Annotated in this window: 11 protein-coding genes; 8 read left to right on the top strand and 3 right to left on the bottom strand. The window is 38.8% G+C overall.

Features of this window, described 5'->3' with window-relative positions:
* Positions 1–83: 83 nt before the first annotated feature.
* Positions 84–1037: a UV DNA damage repair endonuclease UvsE gene (gene uvsE, locus MKX37_RS26215; RefSeq protein ID WP_078421787.1), complete on the bottom strand. Its 954-nt coding sequence runs from the start codon at positions 1035–1037 to the stop codon at positions 84–86.
* Between the two features lie 33 nt (positions 1038–1070).
* Complete coding sequence (gene cls, locus MKX37_RS26210) at positions 1071–2264, bottom strand: cardiolipin synthase (protein ID WP_078421789.1); 1194 nt, start codon at positions 2262–2264, stop codon at positions 1071–1073.
* Positions 2265–2656: 392 nt separating this feature from the next.
* On the opposite strand from cls, the gene MKX37_RS26205 reads away from it, so the two are divergent.
* The 8 genes from MKX37_RS26205 to pyrG all read left to right on the top strand — a co-directional run bounded on the left by MKX37_RS26205 (position 2657) and on the right by pyrG (position 12582).
* A complete protein-coding gene (locus MKX37_RS26205) occupies positions 2657–4768 on the top strand; it encodes a heterodisulfide reductase-related iron-sulfur binding cluster (protein WP_002130078.1) in 2112 nt (703 codons plus the stop codon).
* A 9-nt stretch (positions 4769–4777) separates the two neighbouring features.
* Entirely contained in the window at positions 4778–6061 is a 1284-nt protein-coding gene (locus MKX37_RS26200) for an acetyl-CoA C-acetyltransferase (RefSeq protein WP_078421791.1), read from the top strand.
* A gap of 49 nt (positions 6062–6110) precedes the next feature.
* Positions 6111–6962, top strand: a complete 852-nt coding sequence (locus MKX37_RS26195; RefSeq protein ID WP_002016322.1) for a 3-hydroxybutyryl-CoA dehydrogenase — start codon at positions 6111–6113, stop codon at positions 6960–6962.
* A gap of 72 nt (positions 6963–7034) precedes the next feature.
* Entirely contained in the window at positions 7035–8165 is a 1131-nt protein-coding gene (locus MKX37_RS26190) for an acyl-CoA dehydrogenase (protein WP_078421792.1), read from the top strand.
* Between the two features lie 22 nt (positions 8166–8187).
* A complete protein-coding gene (gene acdA, locus MKX37_RS26185; RefSeq protein ID WP_002016320.1) occupies positions 8188–9327 on the top strand; it encodes an acyl-CoA dehydrogenase AcdA in 1140 nt (379 codons plus the stop codon).
* A 64-nt stretch (positions 9328–9391) separates the two neighbouring features.
* Positions 9392–10021: a TetR/AcrR family transcriptional regulator gene (locus tag MKX37_RS26180; RefSeq protein WP_002034889.1), complete on the top strand. Its 630-nt coding sequence runs from the start codon at positions 9392–9394 to the stop codon at positions 10019–10021.
* A 165-nt stretch (positions 10022–10186) separates the two neighbouring features.
* The gene (rpoE, locus tag MKX37_RS26175) at positions 10187–10717 is read left to right on the top strand and encodes a DNA-directed RNA polymerase subunit delta (RefSeq protein WP_002016316.1); all 531 of its coding nucleotides are present in this window, start codon (positions 10187–10189) and stop codon (positions 10715–10717) included.
* A gap of 257 nt (positions 10718–10974) precedes the next feature.
* Entirely contained in the window at positions 10975–12582 is a 1608-nt protein-coding gene (gene pyrG / locus MKX37_RS26170) for a CTP synthase (RefSeq protein ID WP_002016314.1), read from the top strand.
* A gap of 32 nt (positions 12583–12614) precedes the next feature.
* On the opposite strand, the gene MKX37_RS26165 is transcribed toward pyrG, so the two are convergent.
* Positions 12615–13139, bottom strand: a complete 525-nt coding sequence (locus tag MKX37_RS26165) for a DUF2529 domain-containing protein (protein WP_002143880.1) — start codon at positions 13137–13139, stop codon at positions 12615–12617.
* Positions 13140–13151 lie beyond the last annotated feature (12 nt).

The raw sequence follows: 13151 nt of genomic DNA, 5'->3' as shown, positions 1-13151 counted from the left end.
GCTAATTTAAATAATAGCATATAAAACAGGAGCTTTTTTACTATAAGAAATACTTTTTGAAAAAAATAGCGCAACGTTACAATTTACCATTGTATTGTTGCGCCTTTTATTCTTTTCACTCCCCTTATAGAAGAGATTTCATCTATTAACTGAAGAAGTGCTAAATCCTTTTGTTTACTTTCAATCATAATATCGAAATCATGGTCAATTTTTTTTGTAATGTGTAAAAAGGGTTTAATAAACTCTAAATCAATATAATTTGCGTGAGCCCTAAATTCTTTTACGGATTTAGGAGAAGAAATATGAACTTTAGGAAGGACATTTGTATGTGACCAAGTTTTAAATATCATAGGAAGTAATTCTTCTAGCGGTTCATTACAAAGGTTCGCTATGTGGTGATGATAATCGAACACGAAAGGGATTTGCTCTTTTTGACAAATAGCCAAAGTTTCAGAAGTTGTATATGTTTTATCGTCATTTTCAAGAGTCATTTGTCTTTTTACATGGTATGGAAGTTTTTGTATGTTTTCATGAAAACGTTCGATTGCCTTTTCCTTATTTCCATACGCGCCACCTACATGGATATTAATGTAGGAAGAATCTGCAATTCCCATAGCATTTAACACGTTATAATGATAGGTCATATCTGTAATTGCATTAGTTGTAATATGTGGTTTGTCGCTTGTAAATAGTGTGAATTGGTTTGGGTGAAAACTTACGCGTAAATTGTGTTCTTGAATTAATGCTCCTATTTTACGCCATAGTGGAGCAAATATTTGAATGTAATCAAATTCAACTTCAGGATGTGTTGCAAGCGGGACGATAGAAGATGATAAACGATATAATGGAATTTCGTGTGCAATATTGTAATGAAGGATGCGTATTGTGTGTTCTAGATTTTGCAGTGTAACATTATATAATTTATCTTCACGCTCTTGTTTTTTTAGCTTTTTCCAGCTTGTAAATGTCATTGTTTTGGCAGGCGAACAGTCCCATAATACCGTAGCATGTGAGACATATCCAAATCGAATTATCATATGTGATGCACCTCCTTGGCCCTTGAAATTTCTCTATAAAAAGAACGCGAGTATCGTTCCTATCCATTCCTTTCCTCTATCGATAATGGAGAGGGGATTGACATCTTCAAAGGAAAGTAATAAGGAGCGTTCCAAATCTTCCTCGAATTTACGTTTTACTTCTTGTATGAAATGTTTATCGTATAAAAGGCAATTGATTTCATGGTTAATATATATACTTCTCATATCGAAATTAGCAGTTCCGATATCACAAGTATGATCGTCTACTATAATAATTTTTGCGTGGAAAAATCCTTGCTGAAAAGCGTAAATATCACAACCAGCTTGTATTAACTTTCGGCAATATGGGAATTTTGCTTCTCGAACGAGGGCGTGATCAGCTTTTTGTGGAACGAGAATAGTTATTTGAACCCCACGTTTTCGCGCTTTTAATAATGCATTCATAATTTTTTTTCCAGGAATAAAATATGGTGTACCGATAAAGAGTTCTTTTTTCGCGCTTTCGATTAAATGTAAAAATGTATTTTGTAAATAGGCACCATCAGTAGGGATGAAACGATGTAGAATGGTCCCTGGTTGTTGCATAGGAAAATAAAGAGATGAATCTAATAAATTTTGGTCTGTATCGTCGAGCCAATCATGTAAAAATTGTTTTTGTAAATCTTGTATCCCTTCTCCTGTAAGACGTAAATGATAATCTCGCCATAACCCTAACCTTTGATTATGCCCTAAATATTCTTCGCCAATGTTAAATCCACCAATATAACCAATTTTCCCGTCAATAACTGTAATTTTTCTATGGTTTCTTTGATTTGCAGAAAAGAAAGGAAAAGGAAATTTCACTTTATGACAAAATGAAAAAGAGACACCATGCTTTTGTAGCGAGTAAATCGCTTCTTTTGATAAATAATGACTTCCAAATCGGTCGAGTAAAAGTCTTACTTCAATTCCTTCTTGTGCTTTATCGATAAGTAACTTTAAAAACGTACGACTTATATCATCGTTTTTTACAATAAAAAATAAAACGTGCACATGGTGTTTAGCTTGTTTTATATCAGTAAAGAGAGCATCGTATAGATCATTTCCGTATGTATAAAGGCGAAAATCACTTTGACGTAAAGGGAAAGAACGAGAACGTACACGCTTTAAATGAACAATTCTCCCATATGAAAGGTCGATTGTAATCCAGAGAGCGCTGCCTAATAACAAGAGAGATAAGAAACACATAAGTAAATTCCCTCCTTCACGGTCTTTTCACCATCAATTTTTTACAAATCAAAATTTCACTGTATCCCGCTATTTGCGGGCAGTAAGACTCCCACCTCGAAATTGGGTTAAAGCAAAGAAGTTGGTTTGGATTCGGACCGCCCGTAAAATCCCGATTGGTGAGGACTAATAATCAGTAGGGAATAAACAGCTCCCTACTGATTAAAGTTTCACTTTATAGTTTCACCGAAATAAACAGCTTTATTAAAAAATGTGTTGTTGTATAACAAAAAACTGTTGACTGAATGCTCACTCATTATATAATGGGAATAGGGGATATAATTCAGAAAATTATATATTTTCGAAGATTCTAAAAAAAGAAAGAGAGCTTACAAAGAGAGGGGTAGCATAAAATGAATAGCTTACTAATCATTAATTGGCTGGCTGCCATTGCTGTTATTGCTTATGCGGGGTATTTGTTTGTATATCTTATACGAACAAGGATGGCCTACATACAATTAGGAAAAAAGATTGAATTTGACCGTCGTTTTAAAGAGCGTTGGGATCTTCTTAAGGTCAATGTTTTCGGTCAGAAAAAGCTGCTGAAAGATAAAAAGAGCGGCATCATTCACGTTATGTTCTTTTACGGATTTATTCTTGTCCAATTTGGAGCAATTGACTTCGTTTGGAAAGGACTTGCACCAGGATCGCATCTTCCACTTGGACCACTATACCCTGCATTTACATTCTTCCAGGAAATTGTCACACTCGTTATTTTAATTGCAGTCTTTTGGGCTTTTCATAGACGCTATATTGAAAAGCTTGTTCGTTTGAAACGTAATTTTAAATCAGGCCTTGTTCTTATCTTTATTGGTGGCTTAATGATTTCTGTGCTACTTGGTAATGGGATGGGAATTATATGGCACGGCGAGGAGCTTTCATGGAGTGAACCTATCGCTTCTGCAATCGCTTACGTTTTCTCGGGATTAAATGAAACCGTAGCCATTTCAGTGTTCTATTTCTCTTGGTGGGTGCATTTACTAATTTTGTTAACGTTTTTAGTTTATGTTCCACAATCAAAACATGCGCATTTAATTGCTGGACCAGTTAACGTGTTTTTTGGTCGTCTTTCAAATCCGGGAAAACTTGAAAAAATTGATTTTGAAGATGAAACACAAGAAACATTCGGTGTTGGTAAAATTGAAGACTTTAGACAAAATCAACTTATCGACTTATATTCCTGCGTCGAATGTGGTCGTTGTACAAATATGTGTCCGGCAACAGGAACAGGGAAAATGTTATCACCGATGGATTTAATTTTAAAACTTCGTGATCATTTAACTGATAAAGGAGCAGCGGTAACATCAAAAGCACCGTGGGTTCCAGTTGTTGCTTTTAATAATACACAAGGAAATCAGTTAGCGATGATGGCAGCTGGAAAAGGACAACAAGAATCAGCGGCTACAGCGCTAGCGTACGACCCAAGTTTAATCGGAGACGTTATTACAGAAGAAGAGATTTGGGCATGTACAACGTGTCGTAACTGTGAGGACCAGTGCCCAGTTATGAATGAGCATGTTGACAAAATTATTGATTTACGCCGCTATCTCGTTTTAACAGAAGGAAAAATGGACGCGGAAGCGCAGCGTGCAATGACAAACATTGAGCGTCAAGGTAATCCGTGGGGACTGAACCGTAAAGAGCGTGAAACATGGCGCCAAGGTGACGATGAAGTAACAGTTCCAACTGTAAAGGAGAAATCAAAAGCTGGCGAAGAGTTTGAATACTTATTCTGGGTTGGATCAATGGGTTCGTATGACAATCGCAGTCAGAAGATTGCGATATCATTTGCGAAGCTAATGAATGAAGCAGGCATTTCATTCGCAATTCTTGGTAATAAGGAAAAGAACTCTGGTGATACACCGCGCCGCCTTGGAAATGAATTTGTATTCCAGGAAATGGCGACTAAAAATATTGAAGAATTTGAAAAAGCAGGAGTGAAGAAAATCGTTACGATTGACCCTCATGCTTATAACACTTTTAAAAATGAGTACCCGGACTTTGGCTTACAAGCAGAAGTCTATCATCATACAGAATTACTAGCCCAGTGGGTGAAGGAAGGTCGTTTAAAACCTGTCCATTCTATTGAAGAGACAGTTACGTACCATGATTCCTGTTACTTAGGAAGATACAACGAAGTATACGAAGCGCCGCGCGATATTCTAAAAGCAATTCCAGGTGTAAACCTTGTAGAAATGGCGCGTAACCGTGAAACGGGAATGTGCTGTGGTGCGGGTGGCGGCCTAATGTGGATGGAAGAAACGACAGGTTCTCGTATTAACGTTGCTCGTACAGAACAAGCGCTAGCTGTACAGCCGTCAATTATCGGTACAGGATGCCCGTATTGCTTAACGATGATTAGTGACGGCACGAAAGCGAAAGAAGTTGAAGAAACAGTTCAAACTTTGGACGTAACAGAGATTTTAGAACGCTCAGTTATCGGACAGAAGAAAGAAGCAATGTAGTTTGTAGGAATGCATTTAAATTTAGAAAGAGGTGCAATAATTGCACCTCTTCTAGGCGCAAGGATACCGAGCGAGCGCTCGGTGCTAAAAAAAGAAATGGGGGAAAGAAACATGAGTAAAACAGTTATTTTAAGTGCTGCAAGAACACCGGTTGGAAAATTTGGAGGAACTTTAAAAGACGTGAAAGCAACAGAGCTTGGAGGAATCGCAATTAAGGCAGCGCTTGAAAGGGCGAATGTTTCCGCTAGTGATGTTGAAGAAGTTATATTTGGAACGGTTATCCAAGGAGGGCAAGGACAAATTCCATCACGCCAAGCAGCAAGAGCGGCCGGCATTCCTTGGGAAGTGCAGACAGAAACAATAAATAAAGTTTGTGCATCAGGGCTTCGCGCAGTTACGTTAGCAGATCAAATTATTCGTACTGGTGATCAATCACTGATTGTAGCTGGTGGAATGGAATCGATGAGTAACAGCCCTTACATTTTACGAGGGGCAAGATGGGGATACAGAATGGGTAACAACGAAGTTATTGATTTAAACGTTGCAGACGGTTTAACATGCGCATTTTCAGGTATACACATGGGTGTTTATGGCGGAGAAGTTGCGAAGGAAGATGGAATCTCTCGCGAAGCACAAGATGAATGGGCATATCGTAGCCATCAACGTGCGGTTTCGGCACATAAAGAAGGGCGTTTTGAAGAGGAGATTGTACCAGTAACAATTCAGCAAAGAAAAGGCGATCCTATCGTCGTGGCTAAGGATGAGGCACCACGCGCGGATACAACGATTGAAAAATTAGCGAAATTAAAGCCTGTATTTGATAAGACGTCAGCGGTGACAGCAGGTAATGCTCCGGGACTAAATGATGGCGGTGCTGCACTTGTATTAATGAGCGAGGACAGAGCGAAGCAAGAAGGAAGAAAACCATTAGCGACAATTTTGGCGCATACGGCGATTGCGGTAGAATCGAAGGATTTCCCAAGAACGCCAGGTTATGCAATTAATGAATTGCTGAAAAAGACAGGTAAGACAATTGAAGACATAGATCTATTTGAAATCAATGAGGCATTTGCGGCTGTAGCAATTGCAAGTACAGAAATCGCAGGGATCGATCCGGAAAAATTGAATGTAAATGGCGGTGCTGTAGCAATGGGGCATCCAATTGGAGCGAGCGGAGCACGTATTATCGTTACACTTATCCATGCACTGAAGCAGCGCGGCGGCGGAATTGGAATTGCTTCTATTTGTAGCGGTGGCGGTCAAGGTGATGCAGTGATGATTGAAGTTCACTAATTAAGATTAGAAGATATATAGTTTATTAACAATTAAGGGGGAAGAAAAAATGAGTGTACAAAAGATTGTTGTAATTGGTGCAGGGCAAATGGGTTCAGGTATCGCACAAGTATGTGCAATGGCAGGCTATGATGTGAAAGTGCAAGATTTAAAGCAAGAGCAATTAGATAGAGGGCTAGCTGTTATTTCAAAAAATTTAGCCCGCCAAGTAGAAAAAGGCCGTATGAAGGAAGAAGAGAAAGATGCGACTTTAAATCGTCTTACATGGACTCTCGATTTAAATAGTGTCAAAGAAGCTGATCTTATTATTGAAGCAGCTGTTGAAAAAATGGATATTAAAAAGAAAATTTTTGCGAATTTAGATGAAATCGCTCCAGAACACGCAATTTTAGCGACGAATACGTCATCGTTACCAATTACGGAAATTGCAGCGGTAACGAAACGTCCTGAGAAAGTAATCGGCATGCACTTTATGAATCCAGTTCCAGTTATGAAACTCGTTGAAATTATTCGTGGTTTAGCTACAGATGATGCAGTGTACGAAACGATTGAGGATATTACGAAAAAAATCGGGAAAGTGCCAGTTGAAGTAAATGATTTCCCAGGGTTTGTATCGAACCGTATTTTATTACCGATGATTAACGAAGCGATTTATACGTTATACGAAGGAGTAGCGACGAAAGAAGCGATTGATGAAGTAATGAAACTCGGTATGAATCATCCGATGGGACCTCTTACGTTAGCTGACTTTATCGGTTTAGATACATGTTTATACATTATGGAAGTGTTGCATGAAGGATTAGGAGATAGTAAATATCGCCCATGTCCATTATTACGTAAGTATGTGAATGCAGGATGGTTAGGACGTAAAACGGGTCGTGGTTTCTACGTTTACGAATAAAGGCCTCCCTTTATTGAAGTAGTGGTCTTACCAGATTGTTAAAAAGATATATAGCAAACGGAGGCGAAGTACATGAATTTTCACTTTACTGAAGAGCAACAAATGATGAGGAAAATGGTTCGAGATTTTGCACAGAAGGAAATAGCTCCCTTTGTTCCTAGTATGGAACAAGGGGTGTTCCCGAAAGAGATTTTGCAAAAGATGGGTGAGCTTGGACTAATGGGGATTCCAGCGCCTGCAAAATATGGCGGGGCAGAAATGGATTTTATTTCTTACATTCTAGCAATTGAGGAAATTTCAAAGGTAAGTGCAACGGTTGGTGTAATTTTAGCTGTACATACGTCAGTTGGAATGAATCCGATTTTATACTTCGGAACAGAAGAACAGAAGCAGAAATATGTTTCTAAATTGGCGACTGGTGAATATTTAGGCGCATTTGCTCTAACAGAACCGAATGCAGGATCAGATGCAGGTAGTTTGAAATCAAGAGCTGTAAAGAAAGACGATCACTACATCATTAATGGATCGAAAGTCTTTATTACAAATGGTGGTGAAGCAAGTACATATATCGTCTTCGCGTCTACAAATCCAGATGCGGGGAAAAGCGGGATTTCAGCATTTATAGTAGAGAAAGATACACCAGGCTTAATCATTGGAAAAGATGAGCATAAGATGGGTCTTCTTGGTTCTCGTACAGTGCAACTTACGTTTGAAGATATGAAAGTGCCGGCCGAGAATTTACTTGGTGAAGAAGGACAAGGATTTAAGGTGGCAATGGCGAATTTAGATGTTGGGCGAATTGGGATCGGAGCGCAGGCATTAGGAATCGCGGAAGCGGCGCTTGCATGTGCGATTGATTATGCGAAAGAGCGCGAGCAATTCGGCAAGCCAATTGCGGTGCAGCAAGGAATCGGATTCAAACTTGCAGATATGGCGACTAGCGTAGAAGCAGCGCGATTACTTGTATACAGAGCGGCATCGCTAAGAGCACAAGGGTTACCATGCGGTAAAGAAGCTTCTATTGCGAAATTATTTGCTTCTAAGACGGCTGTTGAAGTTGCGATTGAAGCGGTGCAAGTATTTGGCGGTTACGGTTATACGAAAGATTATCCAGTAGAAAGATTTTTCCGTGATGCGAAGATCACGCAAATATATGAAGGAACGAGCGAAATACAAAAGCTTGTAATTAGTCGAGCTTTATAAAAAGGCAGAGGGGGAGACGGGAATGCATTTTAAATTATCAGAAGAACATGAAATGATAAGAAAAATGGTTCGGGATTTTGCAAGGAATGAAGTAGCACCGACAGCAGCAGAGCGTGATGAGGAAGAGCGATTTGATCGCGCTTTATTCGATCAAATGGCAGAGCTTGGTTTAACCGGTATTCCGTGGCCTGAAGAATACGGCGGAATTGGAAGCGATTACTTGGCGTATGTAATTGCCGTTGAAGAATTATCCCGCGTTTGTGCTTCTACAGGTGTAACGTTGTCTGCACATACTTCACTTGCTGGATGGCCAATTTTTAAATTTGGAACGGAAGAGCAAAAACAAAAGTTTTTGCGCCCAATGGCTGAAGGGAAGAAAATTGGTGCATATGGCTTAACAGAACCAAGCTCTGGATCAGATGCTGGTGGAATGAGGACGACTGCAAAACGAGATGGAGACCATTACATTTTAAATGGTTCGAAAATTTTTATTACAAATGGCGGTATTGCTGATATTTATGTTGTTTTTGCATTAACAGATCCTGATTCGAAGCAGCGCGGCACGAGTGCATTTATTGTGGAGAGTGATACGCTAGGATTTTCGGTTGGGAAGAAGGAAAGCAAGCTAGGAATTCGTTCTTCGCCAACAACTGAAATTATATTTGAAGACTGCCGTATTCCTGTAGAGAATTTACTAGGGGAAGAGGGCCAAGGATTTAAAGTTGCGATGCAGACATTAGATGGTGGCCGTAATGGTATTGCGGCACAAGCAGTCGGTATTGCACAATCCGCTTTAGATGCTTCTGTAGAATATGCAAGAGAACGTCATCAGTTTGGGAAGCCAATTGCGGCGCAACAAGGAATTGGCTTTAAACTTGCAGATATGGCAACGGATGTAGAGGCAGCGCGTCTTTTAACATATCAAGCGGCTTGGCTTGAATCTGAAGGGCTTCCGTATGGGAAAGAGTCAGCGATGTCAAAAGTATTTGCAGGTGATACAGCGATGAAGGTAACGACTGAAGCGGTACAAGTATTTGGTGGTTATGGTTATACGAAAGATTATCCAGTAGAGCGTTATATGCGCGATGCAAAGATTACACAAATATATGAGGGAACACAAGAGATTCAAAGGCTTGTAATTTCTCGTATGTTAACGAAGTAGGAACAAAAGCGTAGGTATTTTCCTACGCTTTTTACTTCCAAAAATAATAGAGAGAGGTGAAGGGATGGTTAAACATAATGTACATGCGTCAGTGAAAGATGAAAAATTAGTTGCGTTAAGACGTGAACAAATGATTAAAGGTGCGGTGCAGCTGTTTAAGCAAAAAGGATTCCCGCGTACAACAACGAGAGAAATTGCGAAAGCGGCTGGATTTAGTATCGGAACACTTTATGAGTATATTCGCACAAAAGATGATGTATTATATTTAGTTTGTGATAGTATTTATGAGCATGTAAAAGAGCGGTTAGAGGAAGTAGTGTGTACAGAGAAGGGAAGTATAGAAAGCTTAAAGATAGCGATAATGAATTATTTTAAAGTGATGGATGAATTGCAAGAAGAAGTATTAATTATGTATCAAGAGGTACGTTTTTTACCGAAAGAATCACTCCCATATGTATTAGAAAAAGAGTTTCAAATGGTCGGGATGTTTGAGGATATTTTAGAGCAGTGTACGGAAAATGGGACATTTACACTAAATAAAAAGGAAATACAGCTTCTTGCACATAATATTTTCATACAAGGACAAATGTGGGGATTTAGACGTTGGGCCCTGCAAAAACTGTATACTCTCGAAGAATATACAGAAATGCAAATTAGGTATGTACTGCAAGGAGCACATATGTCTCCGAAATAAAGAATGGACAAATTATAATTTTATTGCCCGTAAATAGCGGGATAAAAGTTTCCCGTTTTTTTTGTAGCATATTTGTGCGACTTTTGTTTATAATGAATAGTATGGATTTTTTTAAGCAGACCGTTATATATAAGCTTATATTTGAAGAAAGGAAGTGCCGCATAAGTGGGTTTTAAGCAATATTCACCAGAAGAGCTAAAAGAATGTTCAATGATTGAAGTTGTACATAGTGTTTTAGGGAATAAAAGACAAGCAACGACATTCAACGAGTTGGTTCAAGAAATCGCTCAAGTGCTGGGACTATCTCAAGGGCAAGTTAATACGAAACTCGCACAATTTTATACAGATTTAAACATCGATGGACGTTTCATTAATTTAGGAGAAAATCGTTGGGGGCTACGTAGCTGGTACCCATATGAGCAAATTGATGAAGAAATTCTGCCTCAGCCAAAACCGAAGAAGAAACGCAAAGTTGAAGAAGACGGTTTTGACGACTACATTGAAGAAGATGATGTAGAAGAAGAAGAAGCAGAAGAAGTAGAAGAAGATGTAGTAGATTTGGACAAAGTTCTTGAAGACGAAGACGCAGACGATGAAGATGATGATCTTGATGATTTAGAAGAAGATAATGAAGACTTCGCAGAAGAAGAACTTGAGTATGATGAAACTGAAGAAGAAGAAGAGGAAGAGCGGTAGTTCTTGACTTTTCATTATCGTCCATGTAGAATCATTTTTGGGCTCTTTAAAAAAAGACGATAATACTTTTAAAGTGTAAATATAAAAGAAAATTGCTCCCTACTTATTACTTTATGTGATGAGGGGAGCAATTTTCTTTTTTGTTTTTTGTTTAGAAAATAAAAAGAGCCTAACAATAAGATAGATACAGTGTTATCTACATACGTTGCGCTTTGCAACGGTGATTATATAACAACGAAGTAGAAGGGAGTATTTTCATGACTAAGTATATTTTTGTAACAGGCGGTGTAGTATCGTCTTTAGGTAAAGGTATTACAGCAGCATCTCTTGGAAGACTTTTAAAGAATCGTGGTTTAAACGTAACTATTCAAAAGTTTGATCCATACATTAACGTAGACCCAGGGACTATGAGCCCCTACCAACACGGTGAGGTATTCGTAACAGATGATGGTGCAGAAACGGACTTAGACCTAGGTCACTATGAGCGTTTTATCGACATCAACTTAAACAAATACAGCAACGTAACAACAGGTAAAATTTACTCTTCAGTTCTTCAAAAAGAGCGTCGTGGTGAATATTTAGGAGGAACAGTTCAAGTTATTCCTCACATTACTAACGAAATTAAAGAACGTGTATATCGTTCTGGTCGCGAAACAAATGCCGACGTTGTTATTACAGAAATCGGTGGAACTGTTGGTGATATCGAGTCTTTACCATTCTTAGAAGCAATTCGTCAAATTAAGAGCGACATCGGTCGTGACAATGTAATGTACATTCACTGTACGTTAATCCCGTACTTAAAAGCAGCGGGTGAAATGAAAACAAAACCAACGCAACATAGCGTTAAAGAGCTTCGCAGCTTAGGTATTCAACCAAATATTATCGTTGTTCGTACAGAACTACCTGTTTCTCAGGACATGAAAGACAAGCTTGCATTATTCTGTGACATCGATACAAAAGCAGTTATCGAAGCACGCGATGCAGATACTTTATATGCGGTTCCATTATCTCTTCAAGAACAAAACATGGACCAAATCGTTTGTGATCACTTGAAGTTAGACAATCCAGCTGCAGATATGACAGATTGGACTGCGCTAGTTAATAAAGTACGTAACCTTTCTAAGAAAACAAAAATCGCTCTTGTTGGTAAATACGTAGAGCTTCAAGATGCATACATTTCTGTTGTAGAAGCGCTTCGTCATGCAGGTTATTCATTCGACACAGATGTAGAAGTGAAATGGGTAAATGCTGAGCACGTAACAGCAGAGAACGTAAAAGAATTAGTTGGCGACACAGATGGTATCCTTGTACCAGGTGGCTTCGGCGATCGTGGTGTAGAAGGTAAAATCGTTGCAATTCAATATGCTCGTGAAAACAAAGTTCCATTCTTAGGAATTTGCCTAGGTATGCAACTTGCATCAATCGAATTTGCACGTAACGTATTAGGATTAGAAGGAGCTAACTCTTCTGAAATTAATCCTGACACACCTTATGCAATTATCGATTTATTACCAGAACAAAAAGATGTAGAAGATTTAGGTGGTACACTTCGTCTTGGTCTATACCCATGTAAGCTTGCTGAAGAAACAAATGCTTACAATGCTTACAATGAGCCGGTTGTATATGAGCGTCATCGTCATCGTTATGAGTTCAACAATCAATTCCGTCCAGATATGGAAAAAGCAGGATTTGTATTCTCTGGTACAAGCCCAGACGGTCGTCTAGTGGAAATTATTGAATTACAAGATCACCCTTGGTTCGTGGCAGCACAGTTCCATCCAGAACTTGTATCTCGTCCAAACCGTCCACAACCATTGTTCCATGACTTCGTAAGTGCTTCTATTACGAATAAAGAGAGCAAGTAATAAAAAAAAGCGCCTGAAATAGGGCGCTTTTTTTAATATTCGTTTAACATTTCATCAATTGTAAATTTCAATCCGTGATAAGCAAATAAAGCTATAATTAAACTTGGGAACCCATAGCGGTTACCTTCATCATCTGGAATAAGACCTTTTAACAGCTTTGTATCAATATGTACATCTGTATATTGTTCCAGTGATTCAACACCTTCTTGAATAGCCGAGATTCCAACGATAGATTGGCCTTCTTCATGAAGTTTTTTCGCGGTTTTTATAATTTCTTCATCTGTCGAAAAACGACTAATAAGAAGTACGCGGTCCGCAGAAGTCACTGCCGCCGGTTCACCGTTTTCTATTAAACGTTTTGCTTGTTTCATTGGTTCGGCGCCAAATAATGCTTCTGAAACAATACCTTCCATTTCGTTTGTACCATGCAAGTAAATGAAGCCGTCGCCAACTAACGCCTGGGCAAGTAGACGAGCGCTATCTTCTATATTCATTTCCTCTTTTTGAGAAATTCGGGAGAAATATCCACTTAATTGAGTCGAGAAAATTTTTAACATGTTGTTGCTCCT

It is taken from the genome of Bacillus sp. FSL R5-0709 (assembly GCF_038004785.1).
Taxonomy (GTDB): Bacteria; Bacillota; Bacilli; order Bacillales; family Bacillaceae_G; genus Bacillus_A; species Bacillus_A mycoides.
Note: the sequence above shows the minus strand (reverse complement) of the source record. Positions and strands in the feature narration are given on the sequence as shown.